The 21,768-nt window shown below is 65.0% G+C and carries 23 protein-coding genes and 1 pseudogene; 10 read left to right on the top strand and 14 right to left on the bottom strand.

All coding sequences use genetic code 11. The annotated features are described in order from the left end of the window. Window positions 1-435, top strand: a pseudogene (locus tag E2583_RS13900) (membrane-bound PQQ-dependent dehydrogenase, glucose/quinate/shikimate family); the annotation flags it as partial. Between the two features lie 154 nt (window positions 436-589). Here the strand turns inward: E2583_RS13900 and E2583_RS13895 are convergent. Beyond that, a complete protein-coding gene (locus E2583_RS13895; protein WP_291596633.1) occupies window positions 590-1,360 on the bottom strand; it encodes a DsbA family protein in 771 nt (256 codons plus the stop codon). A 144-nt stretch (window positions 1,361-1,504) separates the two neighbouring features. On the opposite strand from E2583_RS13895, the gene E2583_RS13890 reads away from it, so the two are divergent. Together E2583_RS13890 and mnmH are read left to right on the top strand one after the other, a co-directional pair. After that, complete coding sequence (locus tag E2583_RS13890) at window positions 1,505-2,047, top strand: TIGR02281 family clan AA aspartic protease (protein ID WP_291596631.1); 543 nt, start codon at window positions 1,505-1,507, stop codon at window positions 2,045-2,047. 329 nt (window positions 2,048-2,376) lie between these two features. Further along, on the top strand, window positions 2,377-3,432 hold the full coding sequence (mnmH, locus tag E2583_RS13885; protein WP_291596629.1) for a tRNA 2-selenouridine(34) synthase MnmH: 1,056 nt from the start codon (window positions 2,377-2,379) through the stop codon (window positions 3,430-3,432). A gap of 39 nt (window positions 3,433-3,471) precedes the next feature. Here the strand turns inward: mnmH and E2583_RS13880 are convergent, their stop codons facing one another. Together E2583_RS13880 and E2583_RS13875 are read right to left on the bottom strand one after the other, a co-directional pair. Continuing rightward, window positions 3,472-3,999: a GNAT family N-acetyltransferase gene (locus tag E2583_RS13880; RefSeq protein WP_291596627.1), complete on the bottom strand. Its 528-nt coding sequence runs from the start codon at window positions 3,997-3,999 to the stop codon at window positions 3,472-3,474. Between the two features lie 9 nt (window positions 4,000-4,008). Next, complete coding sequence (locus E2583_RS13875; RefSeq protein ID WP_291596625.1) at window positions 4,009-4,626, bottom strand: LysE family translocator; 618 nt, start codon at window positions 4,624-4,626, stop codon at window positions 4,009-4,011. A gap of 134 nt (window positions 4,627-4,760) precedes the next feature. On the opposite strand from E2583_RS13875, the gene E2583_RS13870 reads away from it, so the two are divergent. After that, entirely contained in the window at window positions 4,761-6,248 is a 1,488-nt protein-coding gene (locus E2583_RS13870) for a PLP-dependent aminotransferase family protein (protein WP_291596623.1), read from the top strand. A gap of 101 nt (window positions 6,249-6,349) precedes the next feature. Next, entirely contained in the window at window positions 6,350-7,141 is a 792-nt protein-coding gene (locus E2583_RS13865; RefSeq protein WP_291596621.1) for a hypothetical protein, read from the top strand. A gap of 38 nt (window positions 7,142-7,179) precedes the next feature. Here the strand turns inward: E2583_RS13865 and E2583_RS13860 are convergent, their stop codons facing one another. After that, complete coding sequence (locus E2583_RS13860) at window positions 7,180-7,512, bottom strand: cupin domain-containing protein (protein WP_291596620.1); 333 nt, start codon at window positions 7,510-7,512, stop codon at window positions 7,180-7,182. Window positions 7,513-7,955: 443 nt separating this feature from the next. On the opposite strand from E2583_RS13860, the gene E2583_RS13855 reads away from it, so the two are divergent. From E2583_RS13855 to E2583_RS13835, 5 genes are all read left to right on the top strand, one after another. Next, the gene (locus E2583_RS13855; RefSeq protein ID WP_291596619.1) at window positions 7,956-8,942 is read left to right on the top strand and encodes a tripartite tricarboxylate transporter substrate binding protein; all 987 of its coding nucleotides are present in this window, start codon (window positions 7,956-7,958) and stop codon (window positions 8,940-8,942) included. A 1-nt stretch (window position 8,943) separates the two neighbouring features. Then, window positions 8,944-10,230, top strand: a complete 1,287-nt coding sequence (locus tag E2583_RS13850; RefSeq protein WP_291596618.1) for a CoA transferase — start codon at window positions 8,944-8,946, stop codon at window positions 10,228-10,230. Continuing rightward, entirely contained in the window at window positions 10,215-10,607 is a 393-nt protein-coding gene (locus E2583_RS13845) for a cupin domain-containing protein (RefSeq protein WP_291596616.1), read from the top strand. The genes E2583_RS13850 and E2583_RS13845 overlap by 16 nt, the downstream gene beginning before the upstream one ends. An 81-nt stretch (window positions 10,608-10,688) precedes the next feature. Then, a complete protein-coding gene (locus tag E2583_RS13840; protein WP_291596614.1) occupies window positions 10,689-11,852 on the top strand; it encodes an acyl-CoA dehydrogenase family protein in 1,164 nt (387 codons plus the stop codon). Window positions 11,853-12,543: 691 nt separating this feature from the next. After that, window positions 12,544-13,461 (top strand): LysR family transcriptional regulator, encoded by a 918-nt coding sequence (locus E2583_RS13835; RefSeq protein ID WP_291596612.1) that lies wholly within the window; start codon window positions 12,544-12,546, stop codon window positions 13,459-13,461. Between the two features lie 96 nt (window positions 13,462-13,557). Here the strand turns inward: E2583_RS13835 and E2583_RS13830 are convergent, their stop codons facing one another. From E2583_RS13830 to E2583_RS13785, 10 genes are all read right to left on the bottom strand, one after another. Next, a complete protein-coding gene (locus tag E2583_RS13830) occupies window positions 13,558-15,078 on the bottom strand; it encodes an aldehyde dehydrogenase family protein (RefSeq protein ID WP_291596611.1) in 1,521 nt (506 codons plus the stop codon). Between the two features lie 34 nt (window positions 15,079-15,112). Further along, complete coding sequence (locus E2583_RS13825; protein WP_291596609.1) at window positions 15,113-16,201, bottom strand: saccharopine dehydrogenase NADP-binding domain-containing protein; 1,089 nt, start codon at window positions 16,199-16,201, stop codon at window positions 15,113-15,115. Between the two features lie 230 nt (window positions 16,202-16,431). Beyond that, window positions 16,432-16,764, bottom strand: a complete 333-nt coding sequence (locus E2583_RS13820) for a cupin (protein ID WP_291596608.1) — start codon at window positions 16,762-16,764, stop codon at window positions 16,432-16,434. 4 nt (window positions 16,765-16,768) lie between these two features. After that, complete coding sequence (gene mmsB, locus E2583_RS13815) at window positions 16,769-17,665, bottom strand: 3-hydroxyisobutyrate dehydrogenase (protein ID WP_291596606.1); 897 nt, start codon at window positions 17,663-17,665, stop codon at window positions 16,769-16,771. A gap of 72 nt (window positions 17,666-17,737) precedes the next feature. Continuing rightward, window positions 17,738-18,157, bottom strand: a complete 420-nt coding sequence (locus E2583_RS13810) for a DUF488 domain-containing protein (protein ID WP_291596604.1) — start codon at window positions 18,155-18,157, stop codon at window positions 17,738-17,740. A gap of 18 nt (window positions 18,158-18,175) precedes the next feature. Continuing rightward, window positions 18,176-18,691 carry a TfoX/Sxy family protein gene (locus tag E2583_RS13805; protein WP_291596602.1) on the bottom strand — a complete coding sequence of 172 codons (516 nt, stop codon included), beginning with the start codon at window positions 18,689-18,691 and terminating at the stop codon, window positions 18,176-18,178. Between the two features lie 31 nt (window positions 18,692-18,722). Then, complete coding sequence (locus E2583_RS13800) at window positions 18,723-19,889, bottom strand: acyl-CoA dehydrogenase family protein (RefSeq protein ID WP_291596600.1); 1,167 nt, start codon at window positions 19,887-19,889, stop codon at window positions 18,723-18,725. 56 nt (window positions 19,890-19,945) lie between these two features. Next, window positions 19,946-20,437, bottom strand: coding sequence for a lysozyme inhibitor LprI family protein (locus E2583_RS13795; protein WP_291596598.1), 492 nt, complete (start codon window positions 20,435-20,437; stop codon window positions 19,946-19,948). Next, on the bottom strand, window positions 20,434-20,907 hold the full coding sequence (locus E2583_RS13790) for a lysozyme inhibitor LprI family protein (RefSeq protein ID WP_291596597.1): 474 nt from the start codon (window positions 20,905-20,907) through the stop codon (window positions 20,434-20,436). Before E2583_RS13790 ends, E2583_RS13795 begins: the two co-directional genes overlap by 4 nt. 73 nt (window positions 20,908-20,980) lie before the next feature. Next, window positions 20,981-21,768 (bottom strand): aldehyde dehydrogenase family protein (locus tag E2583_RS13785; RefSeq protein ID WP_291596595.1); only part of this gene is annotated, 788 nt, incomplete at its 5' end.

The following is a 21,768-nucleotide window of genomic DNA, read 5'->3' as shown; positions in this document are numbered from 1 at the left end:
GCCATGCGCCAGCGCTTTCTGTCGCCGCTGGGCATTCCCTGCCAGAAGCCGCCTTTCGGCACCATGACGGCCGTGGATCTGAAATCGCGCCAGATCAAGTGGCAGGTGCCCGTGGGCACGGTGCGCGATACCGGTCCTCTGGGCATTCCCATGTGGCTGACGATTCCCATCGGCATGCCCACGCTGGGGCCTTCCATGGTCACCAAGTCGGGGCTGGTGTTCTTCGCAGGCACGCAGGACTTCTATCTGCGTGCCTTCGACAGCGCCAACGGCAAGGAGATCTGGCGCTCGCGCCTGCCCGTGGGCAGCCAGGGAGGGCCGATGAGCTATGTCTCGCCCAGAACCGGCAGGCAGTATGTGGTGATCACCGCCGGTGGCGCACGCCAGTCGCCCAAGCGCGGTGACTATGTGATCGCCTATGCCCTGCCGCAGTAGCGGCAGGGTGCGGAGCCGTCGGTAGATGGATTAAAAAAGATAGCTGCTTGCGCTTTATAGATAAGGAATTCAGATTGAATAATGCCTGAAATCTTTAAATAACAAGCGCTGTAAGCTATAAATAAAAGAGTATCTACCGCGCAAGCCATGCCGCTCAGCGCGCTGGCAGCTCGCAGCCGTCGGGGCCGCAACTGGGGTCGCCACTGGTGTCGGTGTCGCCGGCCTGCTGCTGATTGAGCTCGGCAATCTGCTCGGCCCAGGCGGCCAGCTGCTGCTTCCAGCCGTCGACATCGCCCAGCCATTCGCCGATCTCGATGCGCTGCACGGCGCGTTGGCCGGCCTGCTCGGGGTGGTCGAACTCCAGCGCCAGGGTGGGGAAACCCTGGCCCTGCACCATGCCCAGCCATTCGCGGCTTTCAGCGATATGCTTTTGTGTGGCCGCGCCGCTTTGCTCGGCGTAGGCCGCGTCATAGGCCGCGCTGTCCAGACCGATGCCGGCCGCTAGCTCGCGCAGCACGGCAGGCTCGCTGATGCGGCGGCCCTCCACGTAGTGGGCCTTCTGCTCGGCGGCCAGCATCTCCAGGCCCTTGCCGGCCAGCGCTTCGGCGGCCAGCAGGGCCGTGGTCGGGGGCTCGGAATCCAGCGGCGCGCCGATGTCATTGAGCAGGCCGTTGAGATAGGCATCGCCAAAAGGCTGGCCCGTCATTTGCGCAATGCGCTGGTCACTGGGCATGACTTTGTCACGCCAGTCCGAAGTGATGGTGCGCGTGTGGGCACCGGTCAGCATGCCGCCGGCATGCCATTGCACGGCGATGCCGGGCACTTCGCGCGCGGCCTTGACCAGCGGGGCGGCGGCATAGCACCAGCCGCACAGGGGATCGAAAATATAGTGCAGCACCAGAGCGGGCAGCTGGGATGTGTTCATGGTTGGGCGACCTGCAAGGCCGGCAGTTTTGGCAAACAGGCTTCAATGTAAGCGCTGCAGGAGGGGCGCGCCGCGATGCGGAGGATGACCTTGGCGCGGGTCTTGGCAAAATGGCGGCATTGTCCTCAGCTTCTTTGCCCGCCCATGCGCCTGAATGTCACGCCGCCGCCTCAGTCCTCGTCACAGTCCGTGCCTTCCCCGCAATCCGTGGCACGGCGCAGCACCCTCTTGTTTCTGCTGTTCTGGCTGGTGGTCATGGCTGCGATGTATCTGGCCATGCAGCATTTCCTCAAGCCGGCCCAGGCCAAGGTCATGGCTGACGGCACGGTCCGCATAGAGCGCGGCATGGACGGTCATTTCCGCGTCAAGGGCTATGTGAACGATCAGCCCGTCACCTTTCTGGTCGATACCGGGGCCAGCTCGGTCAGCGTGACCGATGCGCTGGCCGAGCGTGCCGGGCTCGAGGGCGGCGAGAAAGTGCGTTTTCGTACGGCCAACGGCGAGCGCGACGGCCGCATCGTCACCGCCGACGAGGTGCGTATTGCCAGCCTGCGTGTGCGCGATGTGCGCGTGGGCACGGGCTATACCGGCGACGACAGCGAAGACGCCTTGCTGGGCCAGAACTTTCTGCGCTTCTTCGATGTGCAGATGGGCGGCGACGAAATGCTGCTGCGTCCGCGCAAGTGAGCAGCGCCAGAGCTGGATTCGGTCCAGGCCCGGGGGCGCCGGGTTTTGCTTGCCAGCGCTGAAGCAGGCCGCCACATCTGCGAAAATGCGGCACACAGGGAATGACCGCTGCGGGCAAACTTGCCGCAGCGGTTGTGCGTATCGAGGCTCGATCCACGCCCATGCTTCGTGGCCTGCCGGGCTCCATCATTGGGTGAGGCGGCAGGTTTTTCATGTTGCCGAGCCTCAAGCCGCATCGCAGCCCCTCGCGATTGCCGCTTCGCGCCCGAGCACACGCCATTTGCCCGGCGGCCCTGCAGGCCGTCAGGCGTAGCCATGGATAGTTTGCCGTGTCCCACCGCCAGCCCGTTCGCGTACCTGAACGTCACCAGTTCGATGCCCTGATCGATGCCCGCTCGCCTGCCGAGTTCGCGCTTGACCATATTCCGGGCTCCATCAACTGCCCCGTGCTGAGCAATGCCGAGCGCGCCGAGATCGGCACCCTCTACAAGCAGGTCAGTCCCTTCGAGGCCAAGCGTCTGGGCGCTGCCTATGTGTCGGCCAACCTGGCGCGCCATCTGCGCGAAACCTTTGCCGACAAGCCCGCCCACTGGAAGCCCCTGGTCTATTGCTGGCGCGGCGGCCTGCGCAGCGGCTCCATGGTGACCTGGCTGCGCCTGGTCGGCTGGGATGCCCAGCAGCTGGCCGGCGGCTACAAGGCGTTTCGCGGCCATGTGATCGCGCAGCTCGAAAACCTAGTGCCGCAGCTGCAGATGCGGGTGCTGTGCGGTGCCACGGGCTCGGCCAAGACGCGCGTGCTGCATGCGCTGGCCCGGAGCGGCGAGCAGGTGCTGGACCTGGAGGGCTATGCCAGCCACAAGGGCTCCTTGCTCGGAGGTCTGCCCGGCATCGAGCAGCCCAGTCAGAAGCGTTTCGAGACCCTGATTGCCGAGCAGCTGGAGAGCTTTGACCTGTCTCGCCCCGTCTATGTGGAAGGCGAGAGTGCCAAGATCGGCCGCGTCGGCCTGCCGCTGGTGCTGGTGCAGCACCTGCACAAGTCCCCGGTCATCGAGGTGCGCGCGACGGTGGCCGCACGCCTGTCCTATCTGCTGCGCGACTATGCCTATCTGGGCGACGATCCCGAAATGCTGGCCACCAAGCTGGGCTGGCTCAAGGAACTTCAGGGCAAGGAGACCGTGGGCCGCTGGCAGCAATGGGCGCGGGCCGGCGAGCTGCCCCCGCTGTTTGAGGAGCTGATGCTGCGCCACTACGACCCGCACTACGAGCGTTCCCAGTCGAATCACTTCGAGCAATGGCCCAAACGCCAGGTGCTGGAGACCGACCAGCTCTCGGATGAGGCCATTGCCGGCCTGGCGCAGCAGATCATTGCGATGCAGGCGCGCTGAGTCAGGCCGCCTGTTCACTGCGAGCGGCTTGACCAGCCGTCAGGGGTTGGCCAGGGGCCGGCCCAGCTCCAGCACCATCAGTACTTCGTCAAGGTACTCGCCGCCCACATAGAGGGCCGCCGGCTCCAGCCCGTAGGCGCGAAAGCCCGCTTGTTCGTAAAGGCGCAGCGCCTTGTCGTTGCCGGCATTGCAGCCCAGCATCAGCTGGCGCAGATTCAGCGCTCTGCCGTGGGCCATCGCCGTCTCCAGCAGAGCGCGGGCCAGGCCCCGGCCGCGCGCCGATGCAGCCACATACATGGCAAAGAGATGGCCTTTGTGCGCGGTCTTCTCTCCCTGGTCCCGATGCAAGCCCAGGCTGGCGCAGAGTCTGCCGTCTGCATCAAAGCCTCCCCACATGGCCTGACCCTGGGCGCCGCTGAAGCGGCTCAGCAGTTGCGCATCGTCGAGTGCCCGCTCGGTCGCGGGCGTGGCGCCGAAAGCGGCGGGGCATTCGGTCAGAGCCTGCAGACGCAGGGCACGATAACAGCAAAGATCGGACTGGCTCAGCTGGCGTATGGCATAGGACATGGGCCGAGTTTAGACATGCTCGGCAAAGATGGGCACCAGCGACAGCAGCAGCAGGCCGGCCATTACGCCGTTGAACATGCGCAGGGCCTGTGGCGTGCGCAGTGCACGACCCACGGTGCTGCCGAACAGGGTCCAGACGCTGATGCTGGGGTAGTTGACCAGGCCCAGTACCAGGGCCGACAGCATCAGATTGATAAAAAAGCCTTCGCGCGGCGTGTAGGTCGCGACCACGCCCACGGCCATGATCCAGGCCTTGGGGTTGACCCACTGGAAGGCTGCGGCCTGCCAGAAGCTGAGCGGACGGTTGCCTGACTGTCCCTGATCCACGCTGCCGGCACGGGCAATCTTCCAGGCCAGCCAGACGAGATACGCGGCACCTGCATATTTGAGCAGGGTGTAGATGCGCGGTTCGGCCTCGAACAGCTGGCCCAGGCCCGCGCCGATCAGCAGCACCATGATGACCACCCCCAGACAGATGCCCAGCATATGCGGCACGCTGCGGCGGTAGCCGAAAGTGGCCCCCGAGGCCGTCAGCATCACATTGTTGGGGCCGGGCGTCACGGAGCTGACAAAGGCAAACATGGCCAGTGGCAGGATGAAGGCTGAGGATTCAGGCAGGAATGACATGGTGAACCTTGGGGCGACATAAGCGTTGTGCCTCTATGCTAAGCTTGGATATCAGTACACTATCAGTACACTTTTGCAGGCCAGTTGATGAGCTGGCCTGCTCTAATTGACCTGACACTTTGAGAAAGCGCCCGATGCTGGATGCACAGATCGACGGCGGGGCAGCGGCCCCGGCAACATTGCCCGTGGCCGGGACGGGATCCCTGGGCTGGCAACCCATGCGATCCAGTGCGGTGGGACTGGTGGATCAGCTGGTCGAACATTTCGGAGGCCTGATCCGCAACCATGGCCTGCGTGTGGGAGTGCGTCTGCCGTCGGTGCGGGCGCTGGCGGAAAATGCCGGAGTCAGCCGCGACACCGTGGTCCAGGCCTATGACAAGCTGGCGGCCCAGGGTCTGCTGCAGTCGCGGCGCGGCAGCGGCTTCTATGTGGCGGCCCAGCGCCGCGTGATGGAGCCTGCGGCGGCCGCTGCAGCCTCGGCGCAGCCGGCGGACTTTGACACCGCCTATCTGCTGCGCGGCATTTTTCGCGACGATACCGCAGGTACCGGAGGCGCTGGCTGCCTGCCCTCGAGCTGGATGGACCAGGGTCTGATCACCGGCGCCATGCGCGCCATCACCCGCAACAATGCTCGGGCCGATCAGGGCTTTCTCAGCTACGGACACCCTCAGGGCTTTCTGCCGCTGCGCCAGCAGATCGCCTCGAATCTGCAAGCCCATGAGGTACCGGCCCATCCCGAGGCCAATCTGATGACGGTGGGCGGGGTGACCCATGGCCTCGATCTGGTGGTGCGCTGTTTTCTCAAGCCCGGCGATACCGTGCTGGTCGAAGACCCGGCCTGGTTCCTGATCTTCGGGCGGCTGAAATTCATGGGTGTGAATGTGGTCGGCGTGCCGCGCCTGCCCGGCGGACCCGATGTGGCGGCCCTGGCATCCCTGGCCCAGAGCCACAAGCCCAAGCTCTTCATCCTCAACACGGCGGTGCACAACCCCACGGGGCTGAGCCTGTCTGCCGGTGTGGCCCACGAGGTGCTGCGCATTGCCGAGCGCCATGATTTCCTGCTGGTCGAGGACGACACCTATGCCGAATTCCTGGGAACCATGCCGCTGCGGCTGGCGGCCATGGACAGATTGCAGCGCGTGATTCTGGTGGGGGGCTATTCCAAGACCTTGTCGGGCGGCCTGCGCGTGGGCTACATCGCGACCAGGCCCGAGTATGTGCACCGGCTCACCGACATGAAGCTGCTGGCGGGCCTGACCTCTTCGCTGCCGGCGGAGCAGATCGTGCACCATATTCTGGCCGACGGCTCCTTTCGCAAGCATGTGGACCGGTTGCGCGAGCGGGTGGACCGGGCGCGCGGACGCTGCCTGCGCAAACTCGAAGCGCTGGGTTGTCATGCGGAGTACGAACCCGTGGCCGGCACCTTTGCCTGGGTGGATTGCGGAGTGGATACCGAGGTGCTGGCGCGCCAGGCGGCGCTGAGCAATCTGCTGTTGGCACCGGGCCTGCTTTTTTCGCCACAGCAGGCAACGAGCAGCAAGCTGCGCGTGCCGGTGGCGATGGCCGACCAGGCCGAGCCCTGGCGGGTGCTGGAGCAGATCCTCAGGCAGCTGCGCAAATAGCGTCCTGGCCGGTGAGTGGGCCCTGGCCTTGTTCACGATTGATAACAATCGCGCGCCTTTGGCGTGACTGACCTGGCAGCATCTGCTGTTATGTTTGTAGCATGACAGCAGCACGAGCTTTGCCCCTTGCCGCCGCAGGCCACTGCACGCGCGACTCTCTGCGCGGCGGCTCGCGCGTGGGGCTGCGGCTGCTGTCAGGGCTGTTGCTGTGCAGTCTGGCTGCTTGTTCCAGCGCCCCCACGAATCATGGCGAAGTAAAGGGCGAGAACTTTCACTCGCGCGAGCTGCTGCAGTCCGACAGCAACCGCATGGCGACGCTGGCCATGAAGGAGAACCTGGAGAGCCTGTTTCTCATCATGGACAAGCTCTACCGCCGCAATCCCGCCGAATGGAAAAAGACCGCCTCCAGCCGGGAGGCGGCCATGGCCTATGTGCGCATTGCCGTGATGGAGCGCCAGCCGTGGCATGAGCTGCAGGACAAGCGGGACGTGGCGGCGCTGTCCCTGGCCCTGCAGCCGGGGTTCGCCGGGGACCGGGTCGCCGCCTTCGTCCATGCCGCCGCCGATATGCTGATTACCGCGCACGGCGGGCGTACCCGCTTCACGCTGATCGACGGGCTGGACCCGCAACTTGTCTTCAATGCGGCGCGCAATCTGGAGATCGCCAACTGGATTCTCAATTCGCGCAAGGCGCTGGACGGAAAACCATTGCTGCTGTCGAATCAGATGGCCGAAGAGGTGCGCAATCTGAGCTTCGAGCGCGAGATGGGCAAGATCATCGGCCGGCTGGATCTGGTGGCGGACTACACCACCGAGCGCTACCGGCGCTCCGTCATCGGCTATGCCCAAGGATTGCTTGCCGGCCCGTTCATGCAGTTTCTGCCCGTGCGTTAGCGTGCCGTCCCGCACAATCGGGGTGCCCTGCAGAGACTCTAGCTCGGACAGAGCACGATGGTCACCAGCGCGGATGAGTCCTCCACGGCCCTTACGGCATGGGGCACGTTGGGGGGCAGGTGCATGAGCTGACCGCTGTCCAGCTGGCGCACTGTCTGCCCCAGCATGACCTCGAAGCGGCCTTCCAGGCAGTGCAGGCTGACGCTGCCGGGCACATGATGCGGCGGCAGCGACTGCCCCGCGCGCAACACCACGCGTATGACTTCCATATCCTCGGCCTTGAACAGCGCGTAGGTGCGGGCATTGCCCAGCCGGGCTCCGTAGGGCGTTACGTCGATGGCCTGGGCAAGTGTGGCATGAAGAAGAGCCATGGCGCGACCTCCGGGAAGTAACGGCAAATGTCCTATTGTCCCGTGCTGTTGCTCTGACTTCAACCATGGGTTGATGACAAGCGCGCATTTGCAGGGGATAGGCCGTCATTCGCCGAGGTTGGCAGACGTTTGGGCGCTGCCCGAGGGCTCCGGCCCGGGGCTGGGCATTGGCTTGTGCGGCCCGTCTGCCGGTTTGGAGCGATCGCCGCAGCTGCACAGACCCAGGGTGAGCCATCGCCGACACAGGCACTTCGCGACGGACCATTTCGTCGCGCACGGGGAGGGGCAAGCGCCGCGCTGCGGGGGCGCGTGCCCGGCAGGCTTAATGATTTGAAAATCGAATCATTCATGCTTCTTAAACAATTGGACTTGAATGCTTGAACGCCTCAGCATGCAGTGCAGGCACCGGATACAGGTGCTGCAGCCTGAACAAGGAGACAAGCATGAACAAGCGTTTCTTGCTGCGAGCCTGCACTGCCGCAGGTCTGGCGGCGACCATGACCCTGGGTTTTGAGGTGACGGTGTGCGCCCAGGAGGGCTATCCCGCGGCCCCCATCACGCTGGTGGTGCCGTTTGCCGCGGGCAGCGGCACCGATGCGGTAGCCCGTGTGGTGGCCAGCAAGCTGGGCGAGCGGCTCAAGCAGCCCGTGGTGGTGGACAACCGGGCCGGGGCCAATGCCCAGATTGCAGCCGCGCATGTGGTCAAGGCCAAGCCGGACGGCTATACGCTGTTCATGACCACCAACACCTCGCATTCGGCCAACCCCTGGCTGGTCAAGGGCCTCAAGTACGACCCCATCAAGGACTTCACGCCCGTGGCTCGCGTGGGCGAGCTGCCGTTCGCGCTGGTGGTCCATCCCTCGGTGCCTGCAAAGACTGTGGCCGAGCTGATTGCCTATGCCAAGTCGCATCCGGACAAGCTCTCCTATGGCACGCCCAACAGCACCTCGCTGGTGGCTTCGGAAACCTTCAAATACATCACGGGCACGCAGATCACCGGCGTGCCCTACAAGTCCAGCCCGCAGGCATTGACCGATGTGATGGGCAACCAGATCCAGATGTATGTGGCCGACCTGGGTTCGGCCTGGGGCACGCTCAAGGCCGAGCGCGTGCGCACGCTGGCCGTGACGGCGGCCAAGGGATCGCAGCTGCTGCCCAACGTGCCGGCCATCGGCAAGACGCTGCCGGGCTTCGACATCACCTCGTGGAATGGCATCTTCGGCCCGGCCGGCATGCCCAAGGCCATAGCCGAGCGCATCAACGGCGAGCTGCAGCTCATCCTCAAGGACAAGGCCGTGCAGGAGCAACTGGCCCAGGTCGGCTTTGAAGTCTGGCCCACGGCCACGCCCGACGAGTTCGCGCTCTATGTGAAGGAGCAACTGGCCAAATGGGGGCAACTGGTCAGGCAGGCCGGCATCGAGGCGCAGTGAGATGACGAGCATGCACAGTGATGTCTTTCAGGCCGCGGATACCTCAGCCGGCCCCTTGGCCGGCGTCAGGATCGTGGACATGACCTCGGTGATCATGGGGCCGTTTGCCACGCAGATCTTGGCCGCCCTGGGTGCCGATGTGATCAAGGTGGAGTCGCCCGAGGGCGACAACATGCGCCATGTGGGCCCTATGCGCAACCCCGGCATGGGCCCCATTTTTCTGCAGGCCAACCAGGGCAAGCGCTCGGTGGTGCTGGATCTCAAGCAGGCCGCAGCGCGCCAAGCGCTGCTGCTGCTGCTGGCCGATGCCGATGTCTTCATCAGCAATGTGCGGCCCCAGGCCATGGCCAGACTCGGCCTGGACTGGCAGACGCTGGAGCAGAGCCATCCGCGCCTGATCCATGTGAGCTGCTGCGGCTTCGATCAGGCCGGCCCCTATGCGGCCAAGCCGGCCTACGACGATCTGATCCAGGGCGCGACCGGCGTGCCCTGGCTGGCCCAGCAGTACGGCGGCGGCGAGCCGTCCTATGCCCCCATGACGCTGGGCGACCGGGTCACGGGCCTGCATGCGGTCTATGCGGTCACCGCAGCGCTGTATGCGCGCGAGAAGACGGGCAAGGGCCAGGCCGTGGTCGTGCCCATGTTCGAGGCCATGACGCAGTTCATCCTGGGCGACCACATGGCCGGCCTGAGCTTCGAGCCGCCGCTGGGCGACGCTGGCTATGCACGGCTGCTGACCCGCCATCGCAAGCCCTACCGCACCCGCGACGGCCATCTGTGCGTACTGATCTACAACGACAAGCACTGGCACAGCTTCTTCAGCGCCATAGGCCAGGGCGAGCGCATGCGCGAGCCCATGTTCGCCACCCACGGCCAGCGCGCAGCGAATATCGATGCCGTCTATGCGGAGGTGGCGAGCCTGATGCGCGAGCGCAGCACCGCCGAGTGGCGCGCGCTGCTCGATGCGGCCGATGTGCCCAATATGCCCATGGCCTCGCCCGAGGACTTGCTGGCCGATCCGCACCACGCGGCCACGGGGTTCGTGCGCGAGATCGAACACCCCAGCGAGGGACGGCTGCGCACCACGGCCAACCCCACGCAGTGGAGCGCAACGCCCCCGGGCCGCGAGGCCAGTGCGGCGCCGCAACTGGGCCAGCACACGCTGCAGGTGCTGCGCGAGGCAGGCCTTGACGAGGCGCAGATCGCCGCACTGCAGGCGAGCGGAGCCTGCATGCAGGCTCCGTCATCCAACGATCCAAGGGAGACAGACCCATGCCCCGCTATCTGATCCGCGAGCAGGACGTACAGGGATACAGCCCTGCCAACCACCATGGCACGGTGAACCGGCGCCTCGTCAGCCAGGCCAATGTCGGCGCGCAGCATATGGAAGTGGTGCTCGGAACGCTGGAAAAAGGCGGCGGTGCGCTGCCCCATGCCCACCCGGGCATGGAGCAGGCCTGCTATCTGCTGGACGGCACGGCCGAGGTGGAGGTGCAAAGCCAGGGCCAGACCGAGCGCTTTGCCATGCGGGCAGGCGACACCTGCTTCTTCCCGGAGGACTGCATGCATGTGTTTCGCGTCACCAGCGATACGCCGGTGCGCCTGTTGGTGATCTACAGCCCGCCCTATGGCGAGAACCCGGCACGCGTGCGCCGGCCTGATTGATAAAAATGATAGCTGATAACGCTTTATGGGCGGTCGTTTAGGGTGTATTCAATTCAATGAACGGATAGAAGAGAGCAAGCCATGGACTTTTTGTGGAGCGCCGAGCAGGAACAGATCCGGGAAGCCGTGCAGCGCGTCTGTGCGCCTTTCGACGATGAATACTGGCTCCGGAAGGACAGTGACGGGGGCTTCCCGCACGACTTCCACCAGGCCCTGGCCGAAGCCGGCTGGCTGGGCATCGCCATGCCCGAGGAGTACGGAGGCGCGGGCCTGGGGATCAGCGAAGCGGCGCTGATGATGCACACCATATCGGCCACGGGAGCCGGTCTGTCCGGTGCCTCGGCCGTGCACATGAACATCTTTGGCCTGCACCCGGCAGTGGTCTTCGGCACGGACGCGCAACGACAGCGCTGGCTGCCGCCGTTGATCGCTGGCCGGGACAAGGCATGCTTCGGCGTGACCGAACCCAATGCCGGACTCAACACCCTCAAGCTGCAGACCCGTGCCGTGCGCGAAGGCGATGTCTATGTGGTGCACGGGCAGAAGGTCTTCATCTCCACGGCCCAGGTGGCCAACAAGATATTGCTGCTGGCTCGCACCAGGCCCGTGGAGGAGTGCAAGGGCACCGAGGGCCTGTCGCTGTTCTACACCGACCTGGACCGCAGTCGCATCGCCGTGACCGAGATCGAGAAGATGGGCCGCAAATGCGTGGACACCAACCAGCTCTTCATCGACGGCCTGCGCATCCCGGTGCAGGACCGCATCGGCGAGGAGGGCAAGGGCTTTTCGTACATCCTGCACGGCCTCAACCCCGAGCGCATCCTGATCGCGGCCGAAGCCGTGGGCCTGGGCCGTGCGGCCCTGGCGCGTGCCACACAGTATGCGAACGAACGCGTGGTCTTCGACCGGCACATCGGCCAGAACCAGGGCGTGCAGCACCCGTTGGCCCAGGCCTGGATGGGCCTGGAAGCCGCGCACCTGATGGTGCAGAAAGCCGCCTTCCTCTATGACAAGGGCCTGCCCTGCGGAGCCGAGGCCAATGCCGCCAAGTACCTGGCCGCCGAGGCCTGTGCCAAGGCCTGCGAGACCGCCATCTTCACGCACGGCGGCATGGGCTATGCCAAGGAATTCCATGTGGAGCGGTATATGCGCGAGTCCTGGATTCCGCGCCTGGCACCCGTAAGCCCGCAGCTCATCATGTGCTTTATTGCGGAGAAGGTGCTGGGATTGCCCAAGTCGTATTGATCGGCCGAGCGGCAGGGGAGAGGTCAAGCAAACGAAGCACTGCTGTTTTTTGATAGCTACTTGCGCTTTCTGTGATTGGCCTAGAGGCTGATTTTTCTTGAAATCTGCGTTGCGGCTGCCTAGCAGCACGAGTAATGATTTGCTTGCTTGCTTGCTTGCTTGCTTGCTTGCTTGCTTGCTTGCAGAGAGCGGGTCTCGGCCCGCCAGCCGCCTCGCTTTCTTGCTTGTGACGGAAGGCCGCCCCCAAGAAAGTAAGCAAAGAACACCGCTCCTGCTGCCCCCATCCCTCCGGCTGCGCCTGCGGGCGACCTGCGCCGTCAAGCTCTTGCGGCGGTGCGGCCTGAATGGCGTGACGCAGGTTTGCCCGCAGCGAAGCTGCAGGGACGCTGACGGTAGGGAGGCGCTCTTTGCTTACTTTCTGACGCGTCAGAAAGTGAGTCGCCCGCCGGGGCGAAATCCCGGCGTGGCCGGCAAGGCTCTGTCGCTGGCGAAAAAGCAGTGCTGTTTTGATAGCTACTTGCGCTTTTGTGATTGGGCTAGAGGCTTATTCGGTATGAAGTTATTTGTTGCAACGGCCTGACGCCGGAAGATGGTGTTCAAAGCAAATGAACGGCTGGGTTTGCTGCCAGCCGGGCGCGAACTCCCGGCGTCTTGCCGCATCGAGTATGGTCTTGGCCAAACTTTGCGAATCATGATGAAAACCCATTTGCTGCGTTACTTTGTGGTTCTGGCCGAAGAGCTGCACTTCGGCCGGGCCGCACAGCGCCTGTGCATCACCCAGCCGCCGCTGAGCATGGCACTCAAGACGCTGGAGCAGGATCTGGGCACGGTGCTGATGGAGCGCGACGCCAAGAGCGTGAAGCTCACGCCCGCGGGCGAGGCATTCTTGCGCGAGGCGCGCAAGGTGCTGGCGCAGCTCCAGCATGCGGCCGAGGTGGTGCGCGGTGTGGCCCAGGGTCTGCAGGGCCGGCTGGACATCGGCATCACGGGATCCATGATCTATCGGCAGGTGCCAGGATTCTGCCGGGCCTTTCGCGCCGAGCGTCCGCGGGTTGAGTTGTGTCTGCATGAGATGTCGACGCGTGACCAGTTGCAGGCCATCGCCAGCGGACAGATCGACTGCGGCTTTCTCAACATCGGCACGCCCCAGGACGATATCCGCACGCTGTCCATCGGCGAGGAGCCCTTTGTCTGCTGTCTGCCCGGCGACCATGCGCTGGCCGGGCGTGCCGAGATCGATCTGCGCGAACTGTCCCAGGATACTTTTGTCATGTTTGCGCGCGAGGTGGCCCCGGCCAATTACGACAACGTCATCGCCTGCCTGCAGCAGGCCGGCATTCATCCCCATACACGCCATGCCGCGCGCCAGTGGCTGACCGTCATGGCCCTGGTCTCGGCCGGGCAGGGCGTGGCCCTGGTGCCGGCCTGCATGCAGACGGTGGGCATGAACGGCGTGCGCTTTGCGGCGCTGCGCGGCAGCCGGGTGAACACGCCGGCCGTGCTGGCCTGGCGGCCACAAGGCATGCCGGCCGTGCTCGAAGCCTTTGTGGCCAGCGTGCGGTGCCTGGTGGAGGCCGCACAGGCAGAACCTCCAGCCGCAGGCAGCTAAGCCCGGACCTACGGTGCCTGTCCTGCTGCGCGACGAGAAAGCCAGTTCCAGGAGGCAGGATGCTCCCCGCCAACCCCAAATGGCAATGCCTGTGGTTCAACCGAATTGAATGCCTTGCGCCAGCGGCAGCTCGCGCGAGTAGTTGATGGTGTTGGTCGTGCGGCGCATGTATTGCTTCCAGGCGTCGGAGCCGCTTTCACGGTCGCCGCCGGTTTCTTTTTCGCCGCCAAAGGCTCCGCCGATCTCGGCACCGCTGGGCCCGATGTTGACGTTGGCCATGCCGCAGTCCGAGCCGGCTGCGCTCAAGAACAGCTCCACCTCGCGCAGGTCGTTGGAGAAGATGCAGGAGGACAGGCCCTGGGGCACATCGTTGTTGAGTGCAATGGCCTGCTCCAGCTCATCGTAGCCCAGCACATAGAGCAGGGGGGCAAAGGTCTCGTGCCGCACGATGCCGGTCTGGGCCGGCATGTCCACGATCGCCGGTGCCACATAGAAGCCCTGGGGAAACTGCTGCTCCAGCTGGCGCTGGCCGCCCGTCAGCAGATGACCTCCGTCTTTCAGTGCCTGACTCAGCGAGTGCTGCAGCGCCTCGAATGATGCCTGGTTGATCAGGGGGCCGACCAGGGTATCCGGCTGCAGCGGGTTGCCGATGTGCAGGCTGCGGTAGGCCGGCAGCAGCCTGTCCAGCAGCGGCTGCTTGACATCGCGGTGCACGATCAGGCGGCGCAGCGAGGTGCAGCGCTGGCCGGCCGTGCCCACGGCGCTGAAGACAATGGCGCGCACGGCCAGATCCAGATCGGCAGCCGGCGTGACCACCATGGCGTTGTTTCCGCCCAGCTCCAGAATACGTTTGCCAAAGCGCGCGGCCACCTTGGGGCCCACGGCGCGGCCCATGCGGCTCGATCCCGTGGCCGATACCAGCGCAACCCGCGGGCTGTCCACCAGGGCCTCGGCGACAGCCGCGCCGCCCAGCACGATCTGCGCCAGACCTGCCGGAGCGCGGTCGCCAAACCGGGCAATGGCGCGCTCCAGCGCCTTGAAGGTGGCAAGGCCCGACAGCGGGGCCTTGTCGGAAGGCTTGAAGATCACCGGGTTGCCGCAGACCAGCGCAATTGCCGCATTCCAGGCAAAAACGGCACTGGGAAAGTTGAAGGCCGTGATGACGGCCACCGGCCCCAGTGGGTGGTATTGCTCCATGATGCGGTGGCCGGGACGCTCGGAAACAATGGTCTTGCCGTGCAGCTGGCGCGACAGGCCCAGCGCGAATTCGCAGATGTCCACGCCTTCCTGCACCTCGCCCAGGCCCTCCTGAGCTATCTTGCCGACCTCGCAGCAAATCACATGGCCTATGTCGGCCTTGGCGCTGCGCAACTCCTCGCCCCAGAGCCGCACCAGCTCGCCGCGCACCGGCGCGGGCACCAGGCGCCACTGCTTGAAAGCCTGCACCGCGTGGTCTATGACCGGCGGGATCTGGGCACCGGGCAGGGCGGCCAGACTGGCCAGTTCCGTGCCGTCGATGGGCGAGTGCACTCTGATGTCCTTGCCTTCAAGGGCCTGCAGCACCACGCCGCAGCGGCTCAGCACGGTCTGGAAGTCGGTTGCGGAGATGGCAGTCATGGCGTTCCCTCCTGATGGGTGTGAGATACAGGCCTCAGCCGAGCAGGCCTTCGAAGTAGGGGGCCACGCGGGTGCCAGAGAGTGCGGCCAGCGTGCATTGTTCCTGGCGCACAAAGCCCTGCTGCGGCAGCTGTCCCGTGGCGAACAGCTCCACGGCGGCCAGCATGCCGGCCGAGGTCGTCAGCTCTATGGCTGTGCGCTGTCTGCCGCGCAGTGCAGCGCCAAAGACACGGGCCCCGCGCGTCAGCTGCTCCAGCCGGCCCGCGCGCATGCCGCTGGCCATGGCGGCAATCACCACCATGTCTTCGCGGCTGTGGGGCACCGCGCCTTCCAGCACCTGACGCAGCAGATCGCGTCGCTCGATCAGGCGCAGTCCATGCAGCAGCAAGTGCATGGCATCACGGTGGCCGGGGTGGCGTATGGTCTTGTAGTTGAGGTTGCGCACCCGGCCCTGCAGCGTCTCGCACAGCGTGCCCAGACCGCCCGAGGTATTGAAGGCCTCGAAGTTTTCGCCATCCAGAACCAGTGGCTCGACGCCCTCCAGCGCAGGCACCAGCATGGGCTGTCCGTTGACGATGGTGTTGCAGGGCTTGCAGTACTCGTTGATGACGCCGTCCACGCTCCAGGTGAAGTGGTAGCGCAGCGCATTCATCGCATGGCGCGTGAGCGCGCCCACGCGCAGCTGCAGATCGAACAGCTCGTCGAACTGCTGGGCCAGATGGCCGCCCAGCATGCCGATCAGACCCGGTGCCAGTCCGCACTGCGGCATCAGCACCGAGCGCGCCTGTGCCGCCATCTCCTGTATGGCGCGCATGGCCGCCACATCCTCGGTCAGATCGAAGTAGTGCACGCCCTGACGCGCTGCAGCCCGGGCCACGCGCTCGGCACAGAAGAAAGGCAGGGCATTGATGACCAGCGAGTGCTGCTGCAGTGCGCGGCTCAGCGCCGCATCGTCGTCGATGTCCAGTTGCAGGGGGCGGATCTGCGGGTCGCTGCCGGACGGAGGCTGCATATCGGCCAGCGTGACGGTGGCTTCATGCAGCTCGGCAGCCATGTCGGCGATCGTTGAGCCGATCTTGCCTGCGCCGAGGATGAGAATGTTGTGTCCAGTCAGCTTCATCATGGAGAACTCCTTGAGAGCAACGCAGCGATCACTTCCTCTGGGGCCATCTTAAACACAGGGCAGCGATTTGCACCACCGTGGCAAGCGTCAGCAGGAGTCGATTTGCGTGGGCAGACAGGATGTCCTCAGGCTGGGGTGCGACCTCGGAAAGAACGGCGTCCGGTGCCTTGCGGGCCGCTGGTGCTCTCGGCCGCAGAGAGGGGCCGGTGCAGCGCAGATCCGCGCCGAGATCAGTGGCGGTGCAGCACGATGGTGATCAGGGCCGAGGAGTCGTGCTCGGCCTCGATCTCATGCATGGTTTGGGCGGGCAGAAACAGCAACTGCCCCGCGCTCAATGTCTGGCGGCTCGCGCCCTGAATGACGTTGAGCTGCCCCTCCAGACATTGAATCGTCAGTTCGCCCTGCACCTGATGCGCAGGCAGGCGCTTGCCTGCCATCAACACCAGACGGATCACTTCCAGGGTGTCGGACTTGAACAGTGCCGTGGACACCTGGCTTCCCAGCGACGTGCCGTAGGGCTGCACTTCGACGGGAACCCCGGGCTGGGCGTGGGGCAGGGCCATGGCCTCAGGCCTTTTTCTGCAGCATCTTGATAATGCTGGAAAAGTCTTCGCCGCCGTGGCCGGACAGGCTGTGCGCCGCATAGATGGAGCGTGCCATGCCGCCCAGCGGCGTGCTGGCGCGATTGGCCGTGGCATTGTCCTGCGCCAGACCCAGATCCTTGAGCATCAGGTCCGTGCCAAAGCCGCCTGCATAGCCCTTGCTGGCCGGTGCGTTCTCATGCACGCCGGGGAAGGGGTTGTATTTCTCCAAAGCCCAATTGCCGCCCGAGCTGCGGCGCATGATTTCGGACAGCACCTTGGGATCCAGGCCATTGGCCACGCCCAGTGCAATCGCTTCGCTGGTGCCCACCATCAGAATGCCCAGCAGCATGTTGTTGCAGATCTTGGCCGTCTGGCCTGCACCGACACCACCGGCGTGGAAGATATTGGCCCCCATTTTCTCGAGCAAAGGCTGGGCGCGCGCCAGCTGCGCGTCGCTGCCGCCCACCATGAAGGTCAGCGTGCCGGCAATCGCACCGCCGGTGCCGCCCGAGACCGGGGCGTCGATAAAATCGATGCCTGCCGCCTGGGCCGCCTGGGCCACCTTCTGGCTGGTGGCTGCGGCGATGGTGGAGCTGTCGATGACCAGCGTGCCCCTGGCGATATGCGCGAGCAGGCCGGCTGCACCGTCGCGACCCAGGAACAGGCTCTCCACGTGCTGGCTCGCGGGCAGCATGGTGATGACGGCCTCGGCCCCCTGCACGGCATCCTGGGCACTGGAGGCTTGCTGGGCGCCCGCAGCCACGACCTTGGCGATGGCCTCCTGGCTCAGGTCAAAGGCCTTGACGCTGTGGCCGGCCTTGGCCAGATTGATGGCCATGGGGGCTCCCATATTGCCCAGGCCGATAAAAGCGATTTGCATGTCTGTCTCCTTGCTGTTATTGAATTGATAGCGTCTAACGCTTTATTCATAAGCGATTGATCGGTTTTTCGCTTAATTCTTGAGAATGGCACCCTTGTCCGCGAGCAGGCTGCGCAGGATGCTTCGGTGGCAATGCGCCTCGTCGTCGCAGTAGCAGCCCAGAGAAAAGGCGGAGCTATGCGACAGGGCTGCAAGCAGACCCAGTGTGCGATCGGCGGCGGGCTCGGCCAGTTGCTTGCGGAACTGCTTTTCAAACTGCTTCCAGAGCTTGTCGGCCTGCGCCGTCTGGCCTGCCTTGCGCAGCCTGATTGCTTCCAGGGCCTGTTGCATCAGCTCCACCTCGGGCGAGAGCTCGGGGTACCAGCAGTCGTAGTAGTTGCGGCTTGCGAACTCGGCCTTGGGCACGCCGCGCGGCGGTCTGCGCACCGTACCGATGCGCACGCCCTCATCGGGGGCGCGCTCGCTGCCTAGCTGGACGATGCGTATGGCCATGAGGTCGGTCCTTTGTGCTTATTCGCTGTCGAAAATGGGGTGCTTGCGTGGGGCGTCGTTATCCAGCGGCTTGGGCGACGGCTTTGAGTGCTTGCGTGCGCTGCTCGCGCCTGGAGCGCCAGGGCTTTCTTCGGCGGCCGGCTTCCTGCTATCAGCCTTGTTCGCGGTCTTGCTGGCGGTCTTGCGTTTTGGAGTGGCCTTTGCCAGCGGGTTGAAGGCCAGGGCCGCGCCTATCCAGTACAGCCATTGATCGCGCCTGGCATAGGCCGTGGGGCCGACGAGAAAGTAGCCGTCCATCAGTCCGCGCGAGGACAGCGGACGCACGCCCGGCATCTCCGCAATCTGCGCATGACTGGCGGGGGGCAGGCGCACCAGCAACTCGTCGTTCTCCACGCCCAGGCACATCTTGCCGTCGACCATGAACACATGGCAGCCGAACATGCTCTTTTCTTCCACGGCGGCGCAATCCTGCAGCGCATCGCGCACGGCGTCTATGAGCTGCAGGGTTTCAGGGGCGATGGGCTTGGCGGGCATGGCGATCCTTGCGTTGCGTGATGGCTGCAGCTTAGCGAATGACCTCCGGAGCATCGCCCTCCAGCATGCGCCTGGCAATGATGACACGCATGATTTCGTTCGTCCCCTCCAGAATCTGGTGCACGCGCGCGTCGCGCATCAGGCGCTCCAGCGGGTATTCGCGGATGTAGCCATAGCCGCCATGCAGCTGCAGGGCCTCGTTGCAGACCATGAAGCCGGCATCGGTGGCAAAGCGCTTGGCCATGGCGCAGTAGGTGGATGCATCGCGCGCACCGGCATCCAGCTTGGAGGCCGCCAGGCGCACCATCTGGCGTGCCGCGACCAGCTCGGTCGCCATGTCGGCCAGCTTGAACTGCAGGGCCTGGAAGCTCGCAATGGCCTTGCCGAACTGCTTGCGCTCCTGCATGTACTGCTGGGCCTGAGTCAGCGCGCCCTGGGCGGCACCCACCGAGCAGGTGGCGATATTGATGCGACCGCCGTCCAGGCCCTTCATGGCGATCTTGAAGCCTTCGCCCTCGCGGCCCAGCAGGTTGTGCGCGGGAATGCGCACATTGTCGAAGCTGATGACGCGCGTGGGCTGGCTGTTCCAGCCCATCTTCTCTTCTTTTTTGCCATAGCTCACGCCGGCCGCATCGGCAGGCACGGCAAAGGCCGAGATGCCCGAAGCCCCGGAGCCGGCATCGCCGGTTCTTGCCATCAGCACCAGCACATCGGTGCTGCCCGCGCCGCTGATGAAGGCTTTGCTGCCGTTGACGATGTACTCGTTGCCCACCAGCTCGGCGCGGGTTTTGAGCGAGGCTGCATCCGAGCCTGCGCCGGGCTCGGTCAGGCAGTAGCTGGCCAGCTTGCTGCCGCTGGTGAGCTGCTCGCCCCATTCGGCGCGCACGGCATCGGTGGCCCAGGTGCCCAGCATCCAGGTCGCCATGTTGTGGATGGTGATGAAGGCCGTGGTCGATGGATCGACGGCCGCCATTTCCTCGAAGACCAGGGTCGCATCGAGTCGCGGCAAGGCCAGGCCGCCTATGCTCTCCGGAGCATAGAGACCGCAAAATCCAAGCTCGCCCGCCTTGGCAATGGCCTCGCGCGGGAAGATATGCTCGCGGTCCCACTCTGCCGCATGCGGCGCCAGCTCGGCCTGCGCAAAAGCACGGGCGGTATCGGCAAAAGCGCGTTGATCTTCGCTGAGTTCAAAGTCCATTTCATGTCTCCTTTTTTGTTCTATGCGCCTGCTGGCCCTGCTGGTGCAACCGGCTCTCAGTTCGGCGGACCCTGGTGCAGCCAGCGCTTGAGCACCGCATCGCGGGCTGTGATCTGCTGCACCAGACAGCCGTGGTAGCGGCTGGGCCAGTCGGGCTGCGCTTCAAAGGCCTTCGTGGCCTGCTTGCAATGGGTGACGCGATGGCGGCTCCATTCGCCTTGCTCCTTGCGCAGGACGGGGCGCTCATGGGCCGATAGCGCACGCATCACATCGCCGTAGAGAATCTGGTGGTCGGCGTCGGCCTGCTGGAAATCCTTGATGGCGCAGGCATTGGTCTGGGCCGTGGTGCCGCCGGGCACGCAGTCGGCACCGGCCTGGGCCAGTGCGTGCTGGCTCAAGCTGGCTGCCATCAAAAGAGCGGCGAGCGATTTGGTGTCAATGGTTGCAGGCCACAGTTGCCTGAGTTTCTGGATGCGGATCGTCATGCCCGCATCATCGCAGCCCGTGGAGGTCTGCAGGCACAGCCGGTGTGCAATGGTCCGGTTCATGGCTGCTCGCCGCCTTGCGCGTTCTTCGCCAGCGGATGCCACTGGTTCTTGAAGACCACGACCCGGCTCAGGGCCATGCCGATGCGGCAGGCCGCCATGTCCTCGGCCTCATGGACATAGCCATTGGGCTGGCAGCGTCGGTCGCGCTCTTGGGTCCACTCTTGCTGCTCGGTCTGCAGAGCCTGGGCGCGGTCCTGCGGCAGCCGGCGCTGCAGGTGCAGATAGAGCGCCTGCATGCTGCGTTCCAGGACCTGGGCCTGCTGCTGCAGGCAGGCCAGCGACAGCGGTTGATCGGCGGGGCAGTGCAACGGGGCCGGCTCGCCGTCCTGGGCATCAGCCGCCGGCTGATGAGCGAGCAGCAGGCCGCCGAGGGCGAGTGTGCAGAGGCGGGTCCAGGGGCGCGCAGCCGTGCCGGCTGTGCCGATGGCAGAACGCTGAGATGGGAAACGGGACAATTCTTGAACGTGCATGCCTGCCATCATCGGCAAAGCCGCCCAGTGCAGCCCGAGCCTTGCAAGAGGCGGGGCTGCACTGTTGGCCGGCTTACTTCAGGCTGATGGTGGTGTTGACGCCGTGGCTGGTGGTGCTGTCGTCGAACCAGCGCGCCGTGACGGTCTTGGTCTGGGTGTAGAACATGACCACCTGCTTGCCGTAGGGGCCCAGGTCGCCCAGCTTGGAGGCCCGGCTGCCCGTGAACGAGAACAGCGGCACGGGCACGGGAATGGGCACATTGATGCCGACCTGGCCCACATCGATGTCTTCCTGGAACTTGCGCGCGGCCGCACCCGACTGGGTGAAGATGGCCGTGCCGTTGCCATTGGGGTTGGCATTGATGAACTCGATGGCCTGATCGATGTCCTCGGCCTCGACCAGACACAGCACGGGGCCGAAGATTTCCTGCTCGTAGATGCTCATGCCGGGCTTGACGCCGCTGAAGATGGTGGGGCCGACGAAATTGCCCTTGGCATAGCCGGCCACTTCGGGTTTGCGGCCGTCCAGCTCCAGCGTGGCGCCTTCGGCCAGACCGCGCTCGATCAGGCTCTCGACACGCGACAGGGCTGCGCAGCTGACCAGCGGGCCGACATCGGTGCCGGGCTCGGTGCCGCCGTTGACCTTGAGGGTCCTGGACTTGGCCACCAGATCGGGAATCCAGTGCCGGGCCTCTCCCACCAGCACCGCCACGGAGACCGCCATGCAGCGCTGGCCGGCCGCGCCGAAGGCCGCGCCCAGCAGTGCGTTGAGCGACTGCTCCTTGTTGGCGTCGGGCATGACGATGGCGTGGTTCTTGGCGCCCATCATGCATTGAACGCGCTTGCCGTTGAGGCTGGCGC

Source organism: Comamonas sp. (assembly GCF_009360615.1).
Lineage (GTDB): Bacteria > Pseudomonadota > Gammaproteobacteria > Burkholderiales > Burkholderiaceae_C > Comamonas.
The sequence above is the reverse complement of the archived record's forward strand: the minus strand, read 5'-3'. Positions and strand labels throughout refer to the sequence as shown.